At 72.0% G+C, this 22,540-nt stretch carries 20 protein-coding genes and 1 pseudogene; 10 read left to right on the forward strand and 11 right to left on the reverse strand.

The features are described from left to right. Positions 1 to 132: 132 nt before the first annotated feature. The 3 genes from CRYAR_RS35665 to CRYAR_RS35675 are packed head-to-tail and all read right to left on the reverse strand — an operon-like array spanning position 133 to position 3,643. The gene (locus CRYAR_RS35665) at positions 133 to 960 is read right to left on the reverse strand and encodes a 1-aminocyclopropane-1-carboxylate deaminase/D-cysteine desulfhydrase (RefSeq protein ID WP_035857584.1); all 828 of its coding nucleotides are present in this window, start codon (positions 958 to 960) and stop codon (positions 133 to 135) included. Next, the gene (locus CRYAR_RS35670; protein WP_035857586.1) at positions 960 to 1,631 is read right to left on the reverse strand and encodes a response regulator; all 672 of its coding nucleotides are present in this window, start codon (positions 1,629 to 1,631) and stop codon (positions 960 to 962) included. The genes CRYAR_RS35665 and CRYAR_RS35670 overlap by 1 nt, the downstream gene beginning before the upstream one ends. Continuing rightward, positions 1,628 to 3,643: a sensor histidine kinase gene (locus CRYAR_RS35675; protein ID WP_169745131.1), complete on the reverse strand. Its 2,016-nt coding sequence runs from the start codon at positions 3,641 to 3,643 to the stop codon at positions 1,628 to 1,630. The genes CRYAR_RS35670 and CRYAR_RS35675 overlap by 4 nt, the downstream gene beginning before the upstream one ends. Positions 3,644 to 3,761: 118 nt before the next feature. On the opposite strand from CRYAR_RS35675, the gene CRYAR_RS48290 reads away from it, so the two are divergent. Next, positions 3,762 to 4,670 (forward strand): type II CAAX endopeptidase family protein, encoded by a 909-nt coding sequence (locus CRYAR_RS48290; RefSeq protein WP_051571371.1) that lies wholly within the window; start codon positions 3,762 to 3,764, stop codon positions 4,668 to 4,670. On the opposite strand, the gene CRYAR_RS44070 is transcribed toward CRYAR_RS48290, so the two are convergent. After that, complete coding sequence (locus CRYAR_RS44070) at positions 4,630 to 6,099, reverse strand: sensor histidine kinase (RefSeq protein WP_245620741.1); 1,470 nt, start codon at positions 6,097 to 6,099, stop codon at positions 4,630 to 4,632. The genes CRYAR_RS48290 and CRYAR_RS44070 overlap by 41 nt on opposite strands. Beyond that, positions 5,993 to 6,499: a hypothetical protein gene (locus tag CRYAR_RS49915; RefSeq protein WP_245620574.1), complete on the reverse strand. Its 507-nt coding sequence runs from the start codon at positions 6,497 to 6,499 to the stop codon at positions 5,993 to 5,995. Before CRYAR_RS49915 ends, CRYAR_RS44070 begins: the two co-directional genes overlap by 107 nt. Positions 6,500 to 6,958: 459 nt before the next feature. Between CRYAR_RS49915 and CRYAR_RS51040 the strand changes: the two are divergent. Next, a pseudogene (locus CRYAR_RS51040) lies at positions 6,959 to 7,186 on the forward strand (lysostaphin resistance A-like protein); the annotation flags it as partial. 65 nt (positions 7,187 to 7,251) lie between these two features. Here CRYAR_RS51040 and CRYAR_RS35700 read toward each other — a convergent pair. Continuing rightward, positions 7,252 to 8,130, reverse strand: coding sequence for an MmyB family transcriptional regulator (locus CRYAR_RS35700; RefSeq protein WP_063725813.1), 879 nt, complete (start codon positions 8,128 to 8,130; stop codon positions 7,252 to 7,254). A 101-nt stretch (positions 8,131 to 8,231) separates the two neighbouring features. Here CRYAR_RS35700 and CRYAR_RS35705 point away from each other — a divergent pair, with 101 nt between their 5' ends. From CRYAR_RS35705 to CRYAR_RS35720, 4 genes are all read left to right on the forward strand, one after another. Continuing rightward, positions 8,232 to 8,819 carry an NADPH-dependent FMN reductase gene (locus CRYAR_RS35705; protein WP_035857593.1) on the forward strand — a complete coding sequence of 196 codons (588 nt, stop codon included), beginning with the start codon at positions 8,232 to 8,234 and terminating at the stop codon, positions 8,817 to 8,819. An 11-nt stretch (positions 8,820 to 8,830) separates the two neighbouring features. After that, entirely contained in the window at positions 8,831 to 9,904 is a 1,074-nt protein-coding gene (gene ychF, locus CRYAR_RS35710; RefSeq protein WP_035869151.1) for a redox-regulated ATPase YchF, read from the forward strand. A 499-nt stretch (positions 9,905 to 10,403) separates the two neighbouring features. Then, positions 10,404 to 12,158, forward strand: coding sequence for an ABC transporter ATP-binding protein (locus CRYAR_RS35715; protein WP_035857595.1), 1,755 nt, complete (start codon positions 10,404 to 10,406; stop codon positions 12,156 to 12,158). Next, positions 12,155 to 13,969: an ABC transporter ATP-binding protein gene (locus CRYAR_RS35720; RefSeq protein ID WP_035857598.1), complete on the forward strand. Its 1,815-nt coding sequence runs from the start codon at positions 12,155 to 12,157 to the stop codon at positions 13,967 to 13,969. The genes CRYAR_RS35715 and CRYAR_RS35720 overlap by 4 nt, the downstream gene beginning before the upstream one ends. Here CRYAR_RS35720 and CRYAR_RS35725 read toward each other — a convergent pair. After that, entirely contained in the window at positions 13,955 to 14,761 is an 807-nt protein-coding gene (locus CRYAR_RS35725) for a MurR/RpiR family transcriptional regulator (RefSeq protein WP_425389379.1), read from the reverse strand. The two genes, CRYAR_RS35720 and CRYAR_RS35725, sit on opposite strands and share 15 nt — an antisense overlap. Before the next feature lie 191 nt (positions 14,762 to 14,952). Here CRYAR_RS35725 and CRYAR_RS35730 point away from each other — a divergent pair, with 191 nt between their 5' ends. After that, entirely contained in the window at positions 14,953 to 16,107 is a 1,155-nt protein-coding gene (locus tag CRYAR_RS35730; protein ID WP_035869154.1) for a DNA recombination protein RmuC, read from the forward strand. A gap of 9 nt (positions 16,108 to 16,116) precedes the next feature. Here CRYAR_RS35730 and CRYAR_RS35735 read toward each other — a convergent pair whose 3' ends face one another. The 3 genes from CRYAR_RS35735 to CRYAR_RS35745 all read right to left on the reverse strand — a co-directional run bounded on the left by CRYAR_RS35735 (position 16,117) and on the right by CRYAR_RS35745 (position 19,244). Then, on the reverse strand, positions 16,117 to 17,700 hold the full coding sequence (locus CRYAR_RS35735; protein WP_035857600.1) for a methyl-accepting chemotaxis protein: 1,584 nt from the start codon (positions 17,698 to 17,700) through the stop codon (positions 16,117 to 16,119). A 67-nt stretch (positions 17,701 to 17,767) separates the two neighbouring features. Then, on the reverse strand, positions 17,768 to 18,739 hold the full coding sequence (locus tag CRYAR_RS35740; RefSeq protein WP_035857602.1) for a 4-hydroxy-3-methylbut-2-enyl diphosphate reductase: 972 nt from the start codon (positions 18,737 to 18,739) through the stop codon (positions 17,768 to 17,770). Between the two features lie 112 nt (positions 18,740 to 18,851). Further along, a complete protein-coding gene (locus CRYAR_RS35745; RefSeq protein ID WP_157018303.1) occupies positions 18,852 to 19,244 on the reverse strand; it encodes a hypothetical protein in 393 nt (130 codons plus the stop codon). Between the two features lie 194 nt (positions 19,245 to 19,438). On the opposite strand from CRYAR_RS35745, the gene xseA reads away from it, so the two are divergent. After that, complete coding sequence (xseA, locus tag CRYAR_RS35750) at positions 19,439 to 20,683, forward strand: exodeoxyribonuclease VII large subunit (RefSeq protein WP_051571375.1); 1,245 nt, start codon at positions 19,439 to 19,441, stop codon at positions 20,681 to 20,683. A gap of 17 nt (positions 20,684 to 20,700) precedes the next feature. On the opposite strand, the gene CRYAR_RS35755 is transcribed toward xseA, so the two are convergent. After that, on the reverse strand, positions 20,701 to 21,396 hold the full coding sequence (locus CRYAR_RS35755; protein ID WP_157018304.1) for a hypothetical protein: 696 nt from the start codon (positions 21,394 to 21,396) through the stop codon (positions 20,701 to 20,703). A 128-nt stretch (positions 21,397 to 21,524) separates the two neighbouring features. On the opposite strand from CRYAR_RS35755, the gene CRYAR_RS35760 reads away from it, so the two are divergent. Beyond that, a complete protein-coding gene (locus tag CRYAR_RS35760) occupies positions 21,525 to 21,719 on the forward strand; it encodes an exodeoxyribonuclease VII small subunit (protein ID WP_035857609.1) in 195 nt (64 codons plus the stop codon). 106 nt (positions 21,720 to 21,825) lie between these two features. Beyond that, positions 21,826 to 22,533, forward strand: a complete 708-nt coding sequence (locus CRYAR_RS35765) for a response regulator transcription factor (protein WP_035857611.1) — start codon at positions 21,826 to 21,828, stop codon at positions 22,531 to 22,533. The last annotated feature ends 7 nt before the right edge of the window (positions 22,534 to 22,540 follow it).

The following is a 22,540-nucleotide window of genomic DNA, read 5'->3' on the forward strand; positions in this document are numbered from 1 at the left end:
AGGAGGTGCGCGCTCCGCGGCCGCGGAGTCCGCGTGGAGGCGTCACGCTCCCGAGGTGCTCCTGCGGCACAGTCCCCGGTTCCCGACGATCGGTGGAGTGAGGGCGCCGCACCGAAGGGCGGCTGGCCGGCGTCAGCCCGTGACGACCGCCACGGCCGTGGTTCCGGTGGGTAGCTCGCCCCTCTCGGCCAAGGCGGACACGCCGAACAGCATCTTGCCGACGTAGATCGGGTCGGGGCGCCAACCGAGCTCACCCTCGAAGTCGTCGAGGAACGCCTCCAGCGCCGGCGTCGACTTGGCGAAGCCGCGGTGGTGGTAGCGCGTCTCGATCGACCAGTCTCCGACCCGGCGGCCGAACGTGCGTCGCTGCAGCGCCTCGACCTCGGCGTCGAGGAACTCGCCGCCCTTCAGCGCCGAGAAGCCGATCGCTCGTTGGCCGGGACGCAGACCGCCGGCTATCCCCGCCAGCGTGCCGCCGGTGCCGACCGGGCAGCAGATCACGTCGAACGGCACGTCGATCTCGGTGACGATGTCGAGGCAACCGCGCACCGCGAGCTCGTTGGAGCCGCCCTCCGGCACCAGGTAGAAGTCCCCGAATTCGCGCCGTAGCGCCGCGACGACGTCCGGATCTCCGCTCCGGCGATAGGTGCCCCGGTCGAGGTACGTGAGCCGCATCCCGCGCGCGACCGCTTCGGCCAGGCTCGGGTTGAGCGGGCGGTGCTCCTCCCCGCGGATCACGCCGATCGTCTCGAAGCCGAAGAGCGTCCCGGCCGCCGCCACCGCGCGGATCAGGTTCGAGTACGCGCCGCCGAACGCCAGCAGGCGGCGATGCCCCTGCGCCCGGGCCGCGTCGAGGTTCAGCCGCAGCTTGCGGTACTTGTTGCCGGGCAGCTCCGGGTGGATCAGGTCGTCGCGTTTGAGCAGCACGGTGACGCCCCCGGCCACGGCCCACTCGACCATCAAGCCGGGCGGCCGCCCTTCGCGCGGACGATGCCCAGGTCGTAGGCGAGGATCGTCGCGCGTACCCGGTCCCGGACGCCCAGCTTCGTCAGCAACGCGTTCACGTGGGTCTTCACGGTGCCGACCCCGACGCCCAGCTCCTCGGCCAGCTCCGCGTTGGAGAGACCGGACGCCAGGAGCACGAACACCTCGCGTTCGCGGGCGGTCAGCCCGGCGAGCATGGACTCGGCCTCCGGGTCGGGCGGTGGGCCGCCCTCGGCGAAGGTGGCGATCAGCCGGCGGGTGACGGTGGGCGCGAGCATGCCCTCGCCGGCGGCCACCACCCGCACCGCGTTCAGGAGCTCCTCGGGCTCGGCGTCCTTGAGCAGGTAACCGGCCGCTCCGGCCCGGAGCGCCTCGTAGACGTAGGAGTCGAGATCGAACGTGGTCAGCACGACGACCCGGGGCGCGCCGGGCTGATCGGTGAGCAACCGGGTGGCGGTGAGGCCGTCCATGCCCGGCATCCGGATGTCCATCACGATGACGTCGGGCTGGAGCGACCTCGCCAGCTCGACGCCCGCGGCACCGTCGCCGGCTTCACCGACCACCGCGATGTCGGGCTCCGAGTCCAGGATCGCGGCGAACCCGGCCCGCAGCACCGGCTGGTCCTCGACCACCAGCACCCGGATCATGCCGACGCCGCCAGCGCACCGGGACGCTCGGTGCCCGCCGGCTCGGCCGCTCCCAGCGGCTCGGCGGTGGCAGCGGTGGTGGCGGGATCGAGCGCGGTGAGCAGCTCACGCATCGCCGCCAGTGCGGCTCGGGCCGCGGCCACCACGTCGTCGGGGTTGCCCGCGTCGGCGGCGGCCACGACCCGCTCGGTGTGCTGGAGCACCTGCTCACGCAACCCGCCGACCAGCCGGGCCCGCTCGGCCCTGGCCTCGCTCTCGGCGGCGGCGACCGCCGCGGTGACCGCGCTGTGCTCGCGACGCACGACACCGTCGCGCCGCAGACGAACCACGAACCCGCCGGCCCACGCGAGAACGAGCAGAGCCGTCACCGCCGCCCCCGTCAGCAGGCCGAGGAACACCGTGGGCGCCGGGTCGATCGCTCGGCCGGCGTCGGCGGCGTCCTTCACCCGCACGGCGATGGACATCGCCCCGAGCACGGCGGCCGAGGCCGGCAGCACGGCCAGGCTCAGCCCCTGGTGGCGAGCGTGGGCACCGACCGTGTAGACGGCCACCGCCTCGGCGCCGATCGCGAAGATCAGCGCGGACGCGAGGTCGTCGGTCATCCCGTCGGGGGTGAGCCAGAGCGGCCACAGCCCGGCGGTGGCGAACACGCCGGCCCAGGCCACCCAGGGCGCGCGGCTCCGGACCAGCAGCGGTGCGCCGTGCGCGATCAGCAGGAACAGCGGCCAGATGCCGAGCGGGACCGGATGGACCGTCCAGTTGTCCTCGTCGGGGATGTAGAGACCGGCGATCGAGAACGCGAGCAGCACCGCGACGATGCCGACGTCGATGAGCGGTGTGCGGTGCGCGGCCCACCAACGCTCGGAGCGGTTCCTCGCCGGTGCGGTGGCCGGGACGGTGGCGCTCACCTGCCAGCCGTCGTCGCCGGCCGGGCCCGCGGTGAGGGTGCCGCCGAGCGCGGTGACCCGCCGCCGCAGGCCGGCGAGGCCGCGCCCCGAGCCGAGGCGCACCACGTTGCCGCCGGCGACGAGGTCGTTGTCGACGACGACGGCCAGCTGCCCGACGTCGGACGCGGGGTTGGTGGTGAGGGCGAGCCGGACGCGGACCGTGCCACCGGGTGCGTAGCGCAGGGTGTTCGTGAGCGCCTCGCGGACGACCGCGTGGGCGGCCTCGGTGACCGGCAGCGGGAGCGGCCCCGGGTCGGGTGCCTCGAGCGTGACGTGCTGCCCGAGGCGGGTGAACGCGTCGCTCAGCTCGGCCAGGCGATCGGAGAGGTGCGGGCCGGTGGGGGCGGGGCCGGAGCCGCCGAGCAGCGCGCGCAGCTCGGCGAGGGCCTTCCGGCCGGTGGTGGCGGCCGCGGTGAGGCTCTCGGCGAGCAGCTCCGGACGGCTGCGGCGCAACCGGACGGCCGCGTTCACCGAGACGACGATCGATGTCAGATGGTGCGCGCTGACGTCGTGCAGCTCGGCCGAGAGGCGCTGACGTTCGCCCGAGCCGGCCTCGCGGTGGGCGGTGCGGGCCTGGCGCAGTGCGTCGGCGGCGGCCTGCCGACCGGCCCTCCACTGCTGGCGCGCGACCCCGCCGCCCGCGACGACCACGTACGCGACCACCATGAACCCGTACTCGGCGATGCCCTCGCTGGTGACGCCGAACTCGAGTGCGCCGACGGCGGCCTGCCACACCACCAGCGACACCAGCGCGATCACCCAGGTGTGCCGCGGCCGCCAGGCAGCCACCGAGTACAGCGCGACGAGATCGGCCAGCGCCAACGTCAGCACACCGTCGTACGGGCTGGCCAGGACCGCGACCGTGATCGCGGCGGCCGCCCCCACCAGCGAGGCCACCGGCCGGGTGCGCCGCAGGCACAGGGCGGCCGCGCCGAGGAGCGTCGCGAGCACGGTGATGCCGGCCGACAGCGGATCGCCGTGCTCGGGCGCACCGGGCACCCAGCCGCCCGGCCACCACACCAGCTGGGTGGCGGCGAGCACCAGGGGCAGGATCACCGTCTTCATCGGCATCGACCTTAGGGGGTCGGTCCGACAAGATCTGTCAGGTCTCTATCGCTCGGTAGAGACGGGGATCCTGCGCACAGCCGATGCGCCCGGCTCCCGCCGTGCCGACCCTGGAACCATGACCCCCTACCACCGGCTCGCCCGGACACCGACGAACCGCTGGTGGAAGACCCTGCTCGGCTTCGTGCTGGCGCCGATCGCCTACCTGGTGGTCGTCGCCGCCGGAGCGTTGGTGCTCCTGATCCCCGGCGTCGGCTCCGACGTCGGGCCGCTGGCCGAGTTCGCGCTGGGCATCGGTGCGGTGGCCGTGATGCTGCCGATCGTCCTGCTCGTCGCCCGGGTGACCCAGGGGCGCCGCCCCGGCACGCTCTCGTCGGTGCTGGGGCGGTTGCGCTGGCGGTGGATGCTGCTCTGCGGCCTGCTCGCCATCGGGACGTCGGTGCTGTCGCTGGCGCTGCTGGCGGTGGTCGGCCCGGACGGTGGCGAGGAGTACCGGTTCGCCGGCTGGGCCACGTTCGCCCCGGCGCTGCTCGTCGTGCTCGCGCTGGTGCCGGTGCAGGCGGCCGCCGAGGAGTACCTGTGCCGCGGCTGGATCCTGCAGTCGGTCGCCGCGTTCGTCGGGCTGCGCTGGATCGCGATCGGCGTCCAGGCGCTCGTGTTCACGCTGCTGCACGGCATCGGAACGGGCTGGGGCTTCGTCGATCTGATGGTGTTCGGCGGGGTCGCGGGGTGGCTGGCGATCCGGACCGGCGGGCTGGAGGCCGGCATCGCGGCCCACGCCGTGAACAACGTCCTGGCGTTCGGGATCGCGGTCAGCGCGGTCGGCGGGCTGACGATCGACGAGACCGCGGCGGACTCCGGCTGGCAGCTGGCCGTAGTCGACAGCGTGGTGTTCGTCGGTTACGCGGTCGCGGTGCACTGGCTGGCGAAGCGGATGCGGGTCGAGTCGACGCGTCCCGAGTCGACGCCTCCCGAGCCCGCGCGGATCACACCAGAACCCGCGCTGGTGCCGGATCGAGCGCGGTGAGCAGCTCGCGCATGGCCGCCAGCGCGGCCCGCGCAGCGGCCAGCACCTCGTCCGGATCACCCCGGTCGGCTGCGAGAACGACCCGGTCGGTCTGCCGCAGCACCTGCTCGCGCAGGCCGCCGACGAGCCGGGAGCGCTCCGCCCGCGCTTCCCGCTCGGCCGCCGACACCGCGGCCGTGACGGCGCCGTCCTCCCGGCCGACGATCCGGTCACGCCGCAATCGCACCGCGAACCCGACGGCCCAGGGCACCGCGGCGACGGCGGTGATCGCGGCCGCGATGGACACGAAGATCACGAGGTATCCGAGCGCGGACTTCAGCTCTTCGCTCTCGTACACCGCCACGCCGATCGTGGCCAGCAGCCCGGTGATCGCGCCGGTGGCCGGCGCCACCAGAAGGCTCGCCCACTTGTGCCGGGCGTGCGCACCCACCGCGTAGACCGCGACGAACTCCGTGCCGACGGCGAACATGATCAGGTCGAGCCGTCCCTGGGCGGCGGCCCCGCCGGCGTTGAACATCCAGATCGGCCACAGCGCGACCGTCGCGAACACCGCCGCCCACGCGGCCCACGGGGTCCGGCGCCGGTACAGCAGCGGCAGCGTGTGCAGGGGCGTCACGGCCGCCAGCAACAGCCAGGTACGGCCGTCCAGCGGCGCCGACTCGTCCGGGATGAGCGCCAGGCCCAGCGGCATCGCGAGCAGCAGCGCCGTCGTGGTGACGTCGATCAGTTCGGGCACCCAGCGACTCCGGACCTTGGCCGTGGTCGACACGGTTGCCACCACGCGCCAGCCGCCCCCTTCGATCGGGCCGGCGGTCAGGACTCCGCCGAGCAGGTGCGCCCGTCGTCGCAGGCCACCGAGGCCGCGTCCGGAGCCGAGCCGCTCGCCGGGGCCCGCGCCGGCGTCGTTCTCGACCACGACGTGCAGCCGCCCGACGTCGAGCAGGAGACGGACGCGGACCGTGGCGCCGGGTGCGTACCGCACGGTGTTCGTCAGCGCTTCCCGCACGATCGCGTGCACGAGCTCGGCGACCGGCGCGGTCAGGGAGTCCAGCGCCGACAGTTCGACCGTGACGTGCTGGCCGAGCCGGGTGAACGCGTCGGCGAGTTCGGCCAGCCGCTCGCGCAGCGGCGCCTCGGCCGGAGCGTCGCCGTCGGCCAGGAGGCGGCGCAGTTCCTCCTGGGCGGCGCGACCGGTCTCGCCGGCCATCCGGAGGCTCTCGGCCTCCAGCGCTTTCACCCGGCTCGCGGCGTTCATCGTGACGACGATCGAGGTGAGGTGGTGGGCGCTGACGTCGTGCAGCTCCTCGGAGAGCCGACGCCGCTCACCCGCACCCGCCTCCAGGTGCGCGACCTGCGCCTGCTGCAACGCGTCGGCCGCCGCCCGCCGCCCGGCCAGCCACTGGTGGCGCGCCACGCCGCCGCCCGCCACCAGCAGGTAGCTCAGCACCATCAACCCGGTCTCGGCCACGTACCGGGCGGGCGCTGTCCCAGACCGCTGTCGCGATCGCCGCCTGCCAGACGCAGAGGAGGCCGAGCGTGATCACCCAGACGCGCCTGGCCTCGCGGACGACCACCGAGTACAGCGCGATCATGTCGAAGATCTGCACCACGGGGAGCGACTCCGCCGGTGTGGTCAGCTGCCCGGCGGTGAGTCCGGCGATCACCCCGGCGAACGCGATCAGCGGGCGCCGCCGACGCCAGCCCAGCGCCACCGTGACGACGACGACCGCCAGCACGCCGACGTACTCGTCGGGGTGTGGGATCAGGTGGCGCGGCCAATAGAACAACTGCAGCACGCCCAGCGCGACCGGCAGCGTCCAGTTTCTCATCGACTCGAACCCTAAGGGCTCTATCTCTCGGTAGAGGCCGTTTTCCTGCTCGCAGCCGACGAGATGGACCAGAGCCGGCCCGACGCTGAAGTCATGCTGATCTATGCCACGCCCTTGATCCCCTACCACCGCCTCGCCGCGGCGACCGCTAACCGCCTGCGGCCGACGCTCGTCGCGTTCGCGCTGGTAGCAGCCGTCTATACGCTCGTGGTGCTCGGCCTGAGAACCCCGGACGTGAACCCGGCCGCTCGCTACGCGCTCGATCTCGCCCCCGCCGCCCTGCTGCTCCCGCTCACGTTCCTCGCGGTTCGGTGGGCGCAGGAGCGGAGACCGGGGACGCTCTCGTCGGTCCAGGGGCAGCTGCGGATGCGCTGGCTCGGCATCTGCGCGCTGGTGGCCGTGCCGGCGGCCGTGTACTCGTTCACGTGGCCGGGATGGACCACGTTCGTGCCGATGGTGATGGTCGCCGTCGCGCTGGTGCCGGTGCAGGCCGCGGCCGAGGAGTACCTGTTCCGCGGCTGGCTCCTGCAGTCGATCGGGGCGCACCTGACGTCGCCGTGGCCCGCGGTGGGCCTGCAGGCGGTGCTGTTCGCGCTGGTCCACGGCTCGTGGACGTACGCGGTGATCGGCGTCGTGGCCGGGTGGCTGACGGTGCGGACCGGTGGCCTCGAGGCCGCGATCGCGTTCCACGTCGTCAGCACCGTGGTGACTTTCGGTCAGGAGACCGCGGCGAACGTCGTCTTCGTGGTGGCTTACGGCCTGGTCGTGCGCTGGCTGGCGATCCGGCTGCGGGTCGGGACGAGGGCGCGCGGCGCGGCGTCGCTGACCCCGCTCGCCGAGGTGTCCAGGCGCACCGTTCCCACCACCCGCGGACCGGTCCTGACCAGGCGGTCCAATCGTTCGGAGGTGTCGTCGTCGTGTGGCAGGTAGAGCACCAGGCGCAGGTCGCCGGCGTCCGGGAAGACCATCGTCTCGGGGCGCAGCCGCAGCTCGCCGACGTCCGGGTGGCGCAGGACCTCCCGCCGCTCGCCGGTCGGCGGCGCGGCGGAGCTCCGGGCGAGATCGTCGGTCACGTATGGGTCTGAGGCGTGCGGCAGGTCGGCGCCGCGCAGGTCCGCGACCGCGTCCCACTCCGGGTAGACGTCGCGCGCCCGCGGATCGGTGAAGACGTAGCGGGCCAGGTTGCCGGTCTCCAGCAGGCCGATCGGCTCGGCGAGCAACCGGAACCCCTCGGTGAACGCGAGGACGTCGCTGATCCGGTTGAGCACCACCGCAGGCGAGGGCTCGAGCCGGTCGAGCACCATCCTTACCGCCCGGCTGACCTCGGTGGCCGGTGGTTCGACGATCAGGCACGCCACGCCGTCCTGGGCCTTCGCGATGCTGCGCAGGTGCAGCCGGTCGGCGTCCGAGAGCTGTAGCGCGTCCGCGAGCGCACCGATGACCTGCGCCGACGGGTGACGGTCCCGGCCCTGTTCGAGGCGGGCGAGGTACTCGACGCTCACCCCGGCGAGCGTGGCGAGTTCACCGCGACGGAGCCCGGGAGTGCGCCGGCGGGATCCCCGCGGAAGTCCGGCCTTCTCGGGCGGCAACCCCTCGCGCCGGGATCGCAGGAAATCGCCGAGCTCGCTCATGGTTCGAGGCTAGTAGCGGTACCCGTCCTTATCGTCGCCCTGCGAGGGCTAGCCTTCGCGCGGTGTTTCTGCGGCCCGCGACTTCGCCCAGGGTGAGGGCCATGAAACTCGTCATCATCGTGGGAAGCGTGCGGGAAGGCCGTTTCGGCCTGCGGGTCGCCGAGTGGTTCCGCGCGCGAGCACAGGAACACGGCCACTTCGACGTCGACGTGCTGGACGTGGCGGACGTCGAGCTACCCCGGGCGTTGCCGCCGGACATCACCGTGTTGACCGACGTGTCGACCCGGCCGGCCTCGTTGCAGGCGCTGGCGGCGCGGCTCGCGGCGGCGGACGCGTTCGTCGTCGTCACGCCGGAGTACAACCACAGCTTCCCGGCGTCGCTGAAGCATCTGATCGACTGGCACTTCACCGAGTGGCAGGCCAAACCGATCGGGTTCGTCTCCTACGGCGGGCACGGCGGTGGTCTGCGCGCGATCGAGCAGCTGCGGCTCGTGTTCGCCGAGTTGCACGCGGCCACGGTGCGCGAGTCGGTCAGTTTCGACCGGCACTGGGAGCGTTTCGGGGCGGACGGTGTGCTGGTGGACGCCGACGTTCCGTCCGCCGCCGCGAAGGCTCTGCTGGACCAGTTGGTGTGGTGGGGTCAGGCGCTGCACGACGCCCGGGAGGTCCGGCCGTACGCCGACGCGTAACCTTGGTCGGCGTGAGCCTTACGCTGGGTATCGTCGGTCTGCCGAACGTCGGCAAGTCGACCCTCTTCAACGCCCTGACCAAGAACGACGTTCTCGCCGCGAACTACCCGTTCGCGACGATCGAACCCAACGTCGGGGTGGTGGGCGTGCCCGACGAGCGGTTGAACGCGCTCGCCACGATCTTCGACTCGCAGAAGATCGTCCCGGCCGCGGTGAGCTTCGTCGACATCGCGGGCCTGGTGCGGGGCGCGTCCACCGGCCAGGGCCGCGGTAACGCCTTCCTCGCGAACATCCGCGAGGCCAGCGCGATCTGCCAGGTCATCCGCGCGTTCAGCGACCCGAACGTCGTCCACGTGGACGGCAAGGTCAGCCCGGCCGACGACATGGAGACGATCAACACCGAGTTGATCCTCGCCGACCTGCAGACGCTGGAGAAGGCGATTCCGCGGCTGGAGAAGGAAGCCCGGATGAAGAAGGACCGGGTTCCGGTCCTGGAGGCCGCGCGGGCGGCGTCCGCCGTGCTGGACGGTGGCACCACCCTGTACGCGGCGGGGGTCGACATCGAACCCCTCCGCGAACTCAGCCTGCTGACCGTCAAGCCGTTCCTCTACGTCTTCAACGTCGACGAGGACGAGCTGGGCAACGCGGCGTTCCTGGACGAGCTGCGGGCTCTCGTGGCGCCGGCCGAGGCCGTGTTCCTGGACGCGAAGATCGAGTCCGAGCTCATCGACCTGCCCGAGGACGAGGCGCGCGAGCTGCTGGAGTCCGTCGGCCAGGACGAGCCGGGCCTGAACCAGCTGATCCGGGTCGGTTTCCGCACGCTCGGCCTGCAGACCTACCTCACGGCCGGTCCGAAGGAAGCCCGCGCCTGGACGATCCCGACCGGCGCGACCGCTCCCGAGGCGGCCGGGGTGATCCACTCGGACTTCCAGCGGGGCTTCATCAAGGCCGAGGTCGTCTCGTTCGAGGACCTGACGGCGGCCGGCTCGATGCAGGAGGCCCGGAGCCGCGGGCGGGTACGCATGGAGGGCAAGGACTACGTGATGCAGGACGGCGACGTGGTGGAGTTCAGGTTCAACGTCTGAGGTCTTGCTGGTCAGGCTGGCTCGCGTTTGCACTAGGGCGCTACCCCACGCTTCGTCGGCCGCGCGGCGGGTCCGATCCTCGGGGCTGAGGTGGCCGTACGTCGACAGCGAGAGGTTCGCGTTCTCGTGCCTGCGGCGTTCGGTCACCGCTACGACGGGCGCTCTCTTCGCCAGCAGAACGCCGACGTAGAGGTGGCGCAGGTAGTACTCGTCGAGTTTTCGGCAAAAGCTTTTACCTGACGAATCCAGACGTGCCGCGAGCAGTGCGTTCACTTGATCGCGCGATCTCGGCATCCCGCTGCGTTGCGCCGCCAAAGACGCCACTTGTTCAGGACTAGTAACTTCGGCGCGGTCAAGGCGCACCGGAAGCGGGCATTCTGTTCCCCTACCACAAAGCCACTGCCTTCAAGATGTAGGCACGCTCTGCGCGGCGGGCTGCCGACGAGACGACGAAAAATCATGCGGGCTGCGACCGCAGGGCGACTTATCGTCGTTGACCATGGGGGAACAGGCCGCGCCGGGGCCGCTGCGGACGTTGCTGCGTCTGCGTACCTACGCGCGTCCGCACGCGCCTCGGCTCCTCGTCCTGCTCTTCTCCTCCGCCGCCGCTCAGGCCCTGCAGATCGTCGGTCCGCTGCTCACCCAGCGGCTGATCGACGGTCCGGTCCGGCACCGCACCACCGACGGGCTTCTGGTGCTCGCCGGGCTGGCGATCGTCGCCGCGCTGCTCGTCCAGGTGTGTGACTACATCGGACGGCGGGCGCACGCGACCGGCTCGGTGGGGATCGAGACCGCGTTGCGTACCGATCTCTACGCGCGCCTCCAGCGGCTCCCGCTGAGTTTCCACGAGCGGTGGCAGAGCGGGCAGTTGCTCTCCCGGGCCACGTCCGACCTGCGGGCCGTCGGGAGTTTCCTGGCGTTCGGGTCGGTCTTCATCGTGCTGCAGACCGTCACCTACCTCGGTGTCTCGATCGTGCTGGTCTCGATCTACTGGCCGCTGGGGCTGCTGGTCACCGCCGGTGTGCTTCCGGTGATGGTGCTGACGTACGGGCTGAGCCGGAGCTACATCCCGCTGTCCCGGCGGCTGCAGGACCAGGTGGGCGACCTGACCAGCCTGGTGGAGGAGTCGGTGCTCGGGTTCCGCACGATCCGCGCGTTCGGCCGGCACCGGTACCTGAACGGGAAGTTCGCCGAGGCCGCCGAGCAGGTGAAACGCACCGGGCTCGCGCAGGGCATGGTGATCGCCCGCTACTGGCCGGCGATCGAGGCCGTGCCCGGGGTCCTGCTCGGCGTGACGCTGCTCGGCGGTGCCTACGCGGTGGCGAACGGAGCCATGACCGTCGGGGAGCTGGTGGCGTTCGTCGGCCTGCTGACGTTCGCGATCTGGCCGCTGGACTCGCTCGGCTGGCTGCTCGGCGAGGCCCAGCAGGCGGCGACCGCGGCGCAGCGCGTCTACGAGATCCTGGACGCGGAGCCCGAGATCGTCGACCGGGCCCAGACACGGAGCATCGAAGCACGGGGCCACCTCCGGTTCGAGGACGTCACGTTCCGGTACCCGACCGAGAAGGACCCCGTCCTCCGGCACGTCGACCTGGAGATACTCCCTGGCGAGACGCTCGCGCTGGCCGGCGTGTCCGGGTCCGGGAAGACGACGTTGACGCTGCTCGTCGACCGGCTCCACGACGTGTCCGGCGGCCGCATCACGCTCGACGGCGTCGACATCCGCGACCTGCCGCTGGAGACGCTGCGCACGCACGTCAGCGCCGCGTTCGAGGACCCGACGCTGTTCTCGGCGAGCGTGCGCGAGAACATCACGCTCGGCCGCCCGGACGCGACCGACGAGGAAGTGGCGGCCGCGCTGCGCATCGCGCAGGCCGAGTTCGCCTACGACCTGCCGTGGGGCCTCGACACCCGGATCGGCGAGAAAGGACTCTCGCTCTCCGGTGGGCAGCGGCAGCGGCTGGCGCTCGCCCGGGCGGTCGTGGGCCGGCCCCGCGTGCTCGTGCTCGACGACCCGCTCTCGGCCCTCGACGTCGAGACCGAAGCGCTCGTGGAGAGGGCGTTGCGCACGGTCCTGAAAGGCACCACCGCGCTCCTGGTCGTGCACCGCCCGTCCACCGTCGTGCTCGCCGACCGGGTCGCGCTGCTGGCCGGCGGCACGATCGCGGCCGTCGGCACCCACGAGGAACTGCTGGCCACCGTCCCCGCCTACCGGGACGTGCTCGACGCGACCCCACAGGAAGTACCGCGATGACCACCGACTGGCACGGCGTAGCCGCCGAGCAGGTCGACGACGTCCCGGACGACGCCGGCCTCCGGCTGCGCCGCCGGAGCCGGGCCCTGCTGAGAAGCCTGATCCGCCCGTACCGCAAGCCGATCGGCGTCGCGTCGCTGCTGCTGGTCGTCCAGAACGTCAGCGGCCTGGCCGGCCCGTACCTGATCAGCGTCGGCATCGACGCGGGTCTCCCGCCGCTGATCGACCACGGCGAGAGCAGCGTCGTCCTCACGGTGGCGGCCGCGCTCGTCGCCGCCACCGTCGTCGAGTCGGTGACCCGGCACGTGTATCTCCGCTACAGCGCCCGCATCACCAACGGCATCCTCTTCGACCTGCGGCGACGCGCGTTCGCGCACCTCCAGCGCCTCTCCCCCGCCTTCCACGAGCGCTACACCTCCGGCCGGGTGATCTCCCGCCTGACCTCGGACGTGGACTCGCTCGCCGACATGCTCGACGGCAGCCTCGACGACCTGGTCATCCAGACCCTGAACGTGCTGGTGATCGGCGTCATCCTGCTCGTGCTGGACTGGCGGATGGGGCTGCTGGCGCTGCTCGCGTTCCCGTTCCTGTGGTTGATCATCCGGTGGTTCCGCGCGGAGTCGGGGCCCGCGTACCGGCGGACCCGCGAGGCCGTCGCGTCGGTGATCGTCCACATCGTCGAGACGCTCGGCGGCATCCGCGCGGTGCAGGCGTTCCGCCGCGAGCCGCGGAACAACGTGCTGTTCGGCCGGCTCGCCGGCGACCTGGCCGCGGCCGACGCGAAGGTGCTCCGGCTGATGGCGGTGTTCGCGCCGGGCGTGTTCGGGGTGTCGACCGGCGCGACCGCGGTGATCCTGGCCGCCGGGGGCTGGCTGGCCGTGCACGGGCAGCTCCAGGTGGGGGTGCTCACGGCGATCCTGCTGTACGTCCGCCGGTTCTTCGACCCGATGATGCAGCTGTCGATGTTCTACAACAGCCTGCAGGCGGCGACCGCGGCGCTGGAGAAGATCTCCGGCGTGCTGGAGGAGGAGCCCGACGTCGCGCCTCCGGCCGAGCCGGTGCCGCTGCCGGTCCGGGCCGGGCGGGGTCGCTCGATCGCGCTCGAGCACGTCACGTTCGGCTACCGCGAGGGACGCACGATCCTGCCCGAGCTCGACCTGACGATCCCGGCGGGGCAGACCGTGGCCCTGCTCGGCGCGACCGGGGCGGGCAAGACGACGATCGCCCGCCTGATCGGCCGGTTCTACGACCCGCCGATCGGAAGCGTGCGCCTGGACGGCGTCGACTTGACCGACGTGGACGAGGACGCGCTGCGCGCGGCCATCGTGACCGTGACCCAGGAGAATTTCCTGTTCGGCGGAACGGTCGCGGACAACATCCGGTTCGGACGCCCCGACGCGAGCCCGGAGCAGATCGAGGCCGCGAGCGAACAGGTCGGGGCGGACCGGATGATCCGCGAGCTGCCGCTCGGGTTCGCGACCCCCGTCGGGCAGCGGGGATCGCGGCTCTCCGCCGGGCAGCGGCAGCTGATCGCGTTCTCCCGCGCGGTGCTGGCCGACCCGGACGTCCTGATCCTGGACGAGGCGACCTCGTCGCTGGACATCCCGAGCGAGCGGGCCGTGCAGCGCGCGCTCCGGACGCTGCTCGCCGACCGCACGGCGGTGATCATCGCCCACCGCCTCTCGACGGTGGAGATCGCCGACCGGGTGCTCGTGCTGGACGCCGGCCGGATCGTCGAGGACGGACCGCCGGCCGAGCTGCTGGCGGCCGGCGGCCGGTACGCGGCGCTTCGTGAGCTATCCGGTCGTTAAGTCACCGGCCAGGGCCTCGGCCTGCTCCATCCGGTGGGCGCCCTCCAGACCCAGCCGTTCCAGCACGCGTCCGGCGATCGCCTCGACCAGCGCGACCGCCGGGGTCAGCGCCCGGGGCGAAGCCTCGCTGGGCAGCACCACCTCGGCGTGCGCCGCGGCCGGCGACAACCCGGCCGCGGTGAACAGCACGACCTTCGCGTGCTGTTTCGCGGCGTACCGGGCCAGCGCGGTCACCACCGGTTCGTACGGTGGCAGGTCGAACACCACGAGCACGTCGCGCGACGTGAGGTCGGCGATCGTCGCCACCGGCGGTGCGCCGACCACGTGCACGCCGGGGCGCACGGTGGCCAGCAGCTGGTGCAGGTACCCGGCGAGCAACGACCCGCCGACGACGTAGATCTGCCGCCTGCGGTCGGCGAGCAGCTCGACCGCCTCCCGCACGTCGTAGGGCGGAAGCCCGGCCACCGTGCGGACCATCGCCTGAGTCGCGTCGTCCACCGACGCGAGCAGCGCCGCGTCCCGGGCGGTCGGCGACTGACCGACCGCGGTGGTCTCGGTACGCAGGCCGCGCTGGAAGTCCGGGAACCCCTGGAACCCCAGCCGGGTCGCGAACCGGACCACGGTCGGACCACTGACCCCGGCCCGCAGCGCCAGCCGCGCGACGGTCTCGAACCCCGCGGCCGGATAGTCGGCCAGCAGCACCCGGGCGACCTTCCGTTCCGCCGGGCTGCATTCACCTAGTCGTTGTCGGATCACGTCCGCCAACGTTTCGTCAAGAACTCGCTCGATCACGACGCCTCCCCCGCGCCCGATGTCCGACCCGCCGTTGGGTGTCCCCCGACACGCCTGCGGCGTGGTGCCCCCGTCAAGCTCTGACGGACGAAGACTTCTTAACGGCATTTATCGGACGTTTGACCGAGAAACTGTGCGCGGCGAGGGCGTGCCGACGTGGCACCGCCGAGCCGATGGGTCACGATTCGCTCATGTCCACCTCCACCCTCATCGGACTGATCGTCGTCGCGCTGGTCTGTCTTTCCGCCGGGGTCGCCGCGGGCTGGTTCGCCGCCCTGGCCCGGAACGCGGCCGACACCGCCGGGCTCCGCGCGACGATCGAGGCGTCGAAGGCCAACGAGGACCGGCTGGAGCACGCGCTGCGGTCGGTGACCACGGAGGCGATCGAGCGCAACAACACCGCGTTCTCCCAGCTCGTCGGTCCGATCCGGGAGAGCATCGCGAACGTCGAGCACACCGTCGTCGAGCTGGAGAAGGACCGGGCCGTCGCGCACGCGGCGCTGCGTGAGCAGGTCAACGCGATGCAGCAGACCGGCGAGAAGCTCCGGGTCGAGACCGGGCAGCTGGTGTCGGCGCTGAAGGCGCCCCAGGTCCGCGGACGCTGGGGCGAGCACCAGCTGCGCCGGATCGTCGAGGTGGCCGGCATGGTCGAGCACTGCGACTTCGTCGAGCAGGCGGTCTCCAACACCGAGGACGGCATCCTGCGGCCCGACCTCGTGGTGACGCTCGCCGGCGGGAAGAACGTCGTCGTGGACGCGAAAGTGCCGTTCGCCGCCTACCTGGAGGCGATGGAGGCTCGCGACGAGCAGGCGCGCAACTCCCGGATGGAGGCGCACGCCCGGCACCTGCGCATGCACGTCGAGCAGCTCTCGGCGAAGTCCTACTGGCAGCGGTTCGAGCCGACGCCCGAGTTCGTCGTGCTGTTCGTACCGGCCGACACGTTCCTGGACGCCGCGCTGCAGCGGGAGCCGAACCTGCTCGAGCACGCGTTCAGCCGCAACATCGTCGTCGCGACGCCGTCGACGCTCGTCGCGCTGCTGCGCACGATCGCGTACACGTGGCGGCAGGAGGCGCTGGCCGAGAACGCGGCGGCGGTGCACGCGCTGGGGCGCGATCTCTACCAGCGGCTGTCCACGATGGGGGGTCACGTCGACAAGCTCGGTACCGCGCTGGGCGCGGCGGTCGCGCGCTACAACGACGCGGTCGGTTCGCTGGAGGCGCGCGTGCTGGTGACCGCCCGGCGGTTCACCGACCTGCAGGTGGCGACGAGCGACATCGCGCCGCCACGACAGGTGGACGCCGTGCCGCGGGCGCTGCAGGCCCCGGAGCTGGTGCCGCCGGGGTGACCTTCCCGGCTACCGCCGGAACCCGGAGATCAGCCCCTGCAGATCGGCCGCCATGCCGGCCAGCTCTCCGGCCGACGAGCGGGAACCCGCCGCCTGGTTGCTTATCGACTCGGCCGTGTCGGCGACGCCGCGGATCGTCGAGGCGATGCTCATCGTCCCGCTCGCGGCCTCGGTGACGCTGCGGTTCATCTCGGTCACGGTCGCGCTCTGCTCCTCGACCGCGGCCGCGATCGTCGTCTGGAACTCGTTGATCTGATGGATGACGTCGGCGATCGCGGCGATCGCGGCGACGGCCCCCTCGGTGTCGGCCTGGATCGCCGCGACGCGTTGTGCGATGTCGTCGGTGGCCCGCGCGGTCTCCTGAGCCAGGTCCTTGACCTCACCGGCCACGACCGCGAAGCCCTTGCCGAGGTCACCGGCCCTGGCGGCCTCGATCGTGGCGTTCAGCGCCAGCAGGTTGGTCTGCTCGGCGATCGAGGTGATCACCCGGACGACCTCGCCGACCTGGGCGGACGACGTGCCGAGGCGCTCGACCGTGTCGCGGGCGTCGGACGCGTTGCGCACCGCCGAGGACGCCACGTCGGCGGCCCTGGCCGCGTTCTGGGCGATCTCCGAGATCGAGGCACCCATCTGCTCCGAGCCGGCCGACACCGCCTGGACGTGCGTGGACACCTCTTCGGCCCGGTGCGCGACCGAACCGGCGGTCGACGCGGCCCCGGACGCGCTCCCGCTGATCTGCTCACCGACGGTGGCCAGGTCGGAGGAGGACGCCGACAGCCGCTGGGCCGAGGCGCCGATCGCGGCGACCATGCCGTTCAGGCTGTCCATCGCCCGGTCGAACTCGGTGCCGAGCCGGCCGAGTTCGTCACGTCCGGTCAGGCCCGACCGCCGGGACAGGTCGCCGCCGGCCATCCCGACGACGACGTGCTCGAGCGAGCCGAGCCGCGTGACCATCGACCGGATCAGGGCAGCCGCCACCGCCAGCACCACGAACCCGAGCAGCACGTTCGTCAGCACGATCGCGAGCAGCGCGTCGCTGCGGGCGGCGTCCACCTGGGCGGCGTCCCGGTCGGCCTGCGCTTCGACGCCGTCGGCGACGACCGGCAGGGCCTCCTCGACCGCGGTGAACGCCTGGTTGAACGTCGGCAGCTGGGTCCGGGCCGCCACCGGGTCGGTCGCCGCGGCGTCGATCAGGGCACGGGCCCGGGCGACGTAGGTGTCGATGGCCGCGAGCGAGCTCTCGGCCGCTGCCGTGACCGCGGGCGAGACCCCGGCGTCGCGGACCTGCTCGACCAGCTTTTTCAGCTCGGCCGAGTGGTCGGCGAACTCGCCCCGGACCTCGGAGAGGTTCGCCTGGGGGTCGACGAGCGCGAGCAGCACGTCGCCGCGGATCGCGTCGTGGTCCATGTCCGCCTGGAGCGTGGCCCTGGTCAGCACGTTCGCCGCCAGCACCCGCTCGGCCGAGTCGTGCGCCTCGGACAGGCCGTGCACACCGGCCACCCCGACGCCGACCGCACCGACGACCGCGAGCAGACCCAACGCGGAGAGCTTCTGGCCCACCGAGCGGTCAGCAAGGAACGAACTTAGCGACATGCGGACAGGATCCGCGCAAAACGGAATTATTCGAGACTAGGCGCGCCGATAGGTTCCCGACAGACCCTCACGACGTCGGCAGCCCGGCGGCTTTCAGATCGCGGCGGAGTTCCTGCGGGAGGGAGAACGCCAGCCGCTCCTGCGCCGACAGCACCTCGTCGACCTCGCCGTAGCCGCGCTCGGCCAGCCAGGCCAGCACCTGCTCGACGAGCTCCTCCGGTACCGAGGCGCCGGACGTGAGGCCGACCGTCGTGACACCGTCGAGCCAGGCCTCGTCGATCTGGTGGGCGAAGTCGACGAGCCGGGCGTCGTTCGCGCCGGCCTGCTTGGCCACCTCGACCAGCCGCACCGAGTTCGACGAGTTCGTCGACCCGACCACCAGGACGAGCTCGCACTGCGCGGCGATGTCCTTCACGGCCTGCTGCCGGTTGGACGTCGCGTAGCAGATGTCGTCGCTCGGCGGCGACTCCAGCCCGGGGAACCGCATCTTCAGGCTGTCGACGGTCGCCATCGTCTCGTCGACGCTCAGCGTCGTCTGCGACAGCCAGACCACCTTCGACTCGTCACGCACAGTGACATTGGCCACGTCGTCCGGCCCGTCGACCAGGTGGACGTGGTCGGGGGCCTCGCCGCTGGTTCCGATGACCTCCTCGTGACCCTCGTGGCCGATCAGCAGGATGTCGTAGTCGGCGGCGGCGAACCGACGCGCCTCGTGGTGGACCTTGGTCACCAGCGGGCAGGTGGCGTCGATCGACTTCAAGCCGCGGGCCGCCGCTTCCTGGTGCACGACCGGCGCCACCCCGTGCGCCGAGAAGATCACCGTCGCGCCTTCCGGCACCTCTTCGGTTTCTTCGACAAAAATCGCGCCGCGCTTCTCCAGCTCGGCGACGACGTGCCGGTTGTGCACGATCTGCTTACGGACGTAAACGGGCGCACCGTAGAGGTCGAGCGCCTTTTCCACCGTGACGACCGCCCGGTCGACGCCGGCGCAGTAGCCCCGGGGTTTGGCGAGCAGGACGCGCTTGACGGTCGAAGTCATGACCCCATGGTAGGCAGGCCGGGACAGGTGAAGCCCCGGTCACCCTCGTGGGGTGACCGGGGCTCGCCGATCCGAGCCGATCGGGCCGCCACCCGACCGGGCTCAGATCAGATCAGTCCTCGACGTAGAGCGCCCAGACGCCGTACCGGTGACCCCAGCGGTCCCAGTCGTTGCCCCAGTTGCCCCAGCGGTTGCTGCGGTCCCAGCCCCGACGCCACTGGTTGCTGCGCACGCAGATGTAGTCGTCGTCCCGGTCCCAGCGGGTCTGCCAGCGACCGGCGCGCTCGCACGACCAGCGGCTGTTGTAGACGCCGCGGAAGTCCCAGTCGTCGTCGTCCCAGCCGCCCCAACCGTGGCCGCGAGCGCCCTGCTGGTGCTGCGCCTGGTTCGACGGAGCGGCCTTGCTGGCTTCCGCCGCCGCCGGGTTCGCGGCGCCGAGAACGGCGCCCGTGGCGAGGGTCAAACCGGCCAGCATGACCGCAGTGCGACGAATAGTGGTTGTCATGATCAGTGCCTCCCTGTGATGTTGCGGCAGAACGGAGCTAATCAGACAAAAAGTGCTTTTGGGGAGCTTGAGTCGCTTTTATGTCAATCGCGGACGCTAAATGGCGATCTTTTACCTTTCCGGGCTAATCGCACTTAACCGAACGGATGATGTCCTCCCGGCCAGGTGGCCCAGGGGGCACGTAGGCTCGGGGGGTGACCGACATCGCTCCTGCGCCGTCGAAGTCCGAGAAGAGCTCGGCCGAGGCACCGTGGCCGGTGCGCGTGGTGAGCATGAAGATCGGGCAGTGGGTCGCCCGGCTCGGCGACGTCTGGGTCGAAGGCCAGGTGGCCCAGGTCTCCCGGCGACCAGGAGCACCCACGGTCTTCCTCACCCTGCGTGACCCCGCAGCCGACATCAGCATCCCGGTGACGTGTCCCCGGACGGTCTTCGAGGCCGTGCGCCCGCCGCTGTCGGAGGGGGCGCGGGTGCTCGTGCACGCCAAGCCCGACTACTACCTCCAGCGAGGGTCGCTGTCCCTGCGGGCGACCGAACTGCGTGCCGTCGGTATCGGTGAACTGCTCGCGCGGCTGGCCCGGCTCAAGGAGCTGCTCGCGGCGGAGGGGCTATTCGCCGCGGAGCGCAAACGGCGGCTGCCGTTCCTGCCCGGGACGGTCGGCCTGATCACCGGGCGGGCCAGCGCGGCCGAGCGTGACGTCCTGGAGAACGCGCGGCGCCGCTGGCCGGCCGTGCGCTTCGCGGTGCGTCCGGTCGCGGTGCAGGGAACGTCGGCGGTGACGCAGATCCTCGAAGCGCTGCGCGAACTCGACGCCGACCCCGAGGTGGACGTCATCGTGCTCGCCCGCGGCGGCGGGTCGGTGGAGGACCTGTTGCCGTTCAGCGACGAGACGCTGTGCCGGGCGGTGTTCGGCTGCCGTACCCCGGTCGTGAGCGCGATCGGGCACGAGACCGACACGCCGCTCGTCGACTACGTCGCCGACGTCCGAGCGTCCACGCCGACGGACGCGGCGAAACGTGTGGTTCCCGACCTCTCCGAGGAACGGCAGCGCATCGACGTCGCCCGGCAGCGCCTGCGCCGCGGCGTGCTCTCCCGGCTGGAGGCCGGCCAGCAGTGGCTCGACGGGGTGCGGTCCCGGCCGGCCTTCGCCCGGCCGACCGTGCTCGTCGAACAGCGCGAGGCCGAGGTGGACGGGCTCCGGGACCGGGCCCGGCGGACGCTCGGTCACCGGCTGGACGCCGCCGGCGGGGAGTTGGCGCAGGTTCGCGCCCGGGTACGGGCACTCTCCCCGCAGGCGACGCTCGACCGGGGCTACGCCGTGGTGCAGCGCGCGGACGGCGCGGTACTCCGCGACGCGGCCGACGCCGCGCCCGGCGACGCGCTCCGGGTGCGGTTGGCGGCCGGCGAGCTACCGGCCGTGGTGAGCGGCCCCGACGCCTAGCCGGGGCCGCTCCCGGCTCAGCGGTCTTCGAACTCCGCGGTGGCGATGACCTGGCCGGTCCGGAACCAGTCGGTGCCGAGGGCGCGGTCGAGCAGGCGCTCGCCGTCTCGGGTGAGGCGCAGCGCGACCTCGTCCCGATCGGCACCGCCCCCGCCGGCGGCGGGCCGCTGCTGCTGACCACCCTGCGGGCGGTCACCGTCGCGGTTCCCCTCCCGGTTCCCGTCGCGATCGCCGCCCCGGTCACGGTCGCCGCCCCGGTCACGGTCGCCGCCCCGGTCACGGTCGCCGCCCCGGTCACGGTCGCCGTCGCGGCCCCGGTTGCGGTCGTCGACGCTGAGCAGCGTCACCCGGTCACGGCCGATCGCGAAGCTCACGGTCTCCCGGCGCAGATCCACGGTCGGGCGTGAGATCTCCACGTCCGGCCGCCAGCGACGGTCGAACCGCACCCCACCCCGGTGTTCGAGCAACCCCGGACGCGAGTTCCGATCCACCCGGAACGTGATCCGCAGATCGTCACCGCGGCCGCGCTGCTCGGCGTCCACCGCCCGGACCCGGACGCCCAGCCGGTCCAACTGCCGCACCACCGCCCGGTCGAACGTCACCTCGGTCCGGTCGACCCGGCCCGGGCTCACCTCCGCGGCCTCGGCGGGGACGGCTCCGAAGACCGCGACCGCGGCCAGCCCGCTCGCGAGGACTCGTGTACGCGTACGCATGAAAGACTCCTTCTCGTCTGCGGCACAGACCTTCGCGGAAGTGATGACCGGCATCGGGACTGGCATTCGGGCTTAATGGGCATAATTCGGAAAACCGTCCCTCCGATCGAGGCGCTACGCTGTCGGCCATGGCGGAACGGCTGAGCTACGAGGACGCCCGCGCACAGCTCGTCGAGGTCGTGCAGCGGCTCGAAGCCGGTGGCACCACGCTCGAGGAGGCGCTGGCGCTCTGGGAGCGCGGCGAGCAGCTCGCGACCGTCTGCCAGGAGTGGCTCGACGGCGCCCGCGCCCGGCTGGAAACCGCCCGCTCCAGCGCCGAGTAGCGCTCACAGCTCAAGCACAGGACCGGCACAGGAGCTCCTCAGCCGGCCTGATCATCGTGGGTGCCATGACGACGAACAACTCCCCTCGCGTGTCAGGCTGGACAGCATGAGCGACCGTTCGGGACAGCGTCGGGTCCTCGTCGTCGACGACGAGGAGAACGTCTCCCATCTGGTGTCGACCGCGCTGCGGCTGGACGGCTTCACCACGGTGGTGGCCGACACCGCTCCCGGCGCTCTCGCCGCGGTGGCCGAACACGAGCCGGATCTGGTCGTCCTCGACATCATGTTGGGCGACGCCGGCGGCATGGACGGCGTCGGAGTGCTGCGGCGTCTGCGCGAGGCCGGCGCCGAGGTGCCGGTGATCTTCCTGACCGCGCGGGACGCCAGCGGCGACGTCGTCGCGGGCCTGCGCGCGGGTGCGGACGACTACGTGGTGAAGCCGTTCCGGGTGGAGGAGCTGCTCGCCCGGGTGCACGCGGTGATGCGGCGGGCGGTGCCCGACCCGACCCGCTCGGCCACGCTCCAGGTCGCCGACCTAGAACTGGACGAGGAGAGCCGCGAGGTGCACCGGGCCGGCCAGGAGGTGCACCTGACCGCGACCGAGTTCGAGCTGCTGCGGTACCTGATGCGTAACGAGCGGGTCGTGGTGAGCAAGGCGCAGATCCTGGAGCGGGTGTGGCGCTACGACTTCGGCGGTCAGTCGAACATCGTCGAGCTCTACATCGGGTACCTGCGCAAGAAGATCGACACCATCGAGCCACGGCTGATCCACACCGTGCGCGGCGCGGGCTACGTGCTGAAAGCGCCGCGATGAGCCGACG

Source organism: Cryptosporangium arvum DSM 44712, assembly GCF_000585375.1.
Taxonomy (GTDB): Bacteria; Actinomycetota; Actinomycetes; order Mycobacteriales; family Cryptosporangiaceae; genus Cryptosporangium; species Cryptosporangium arvum.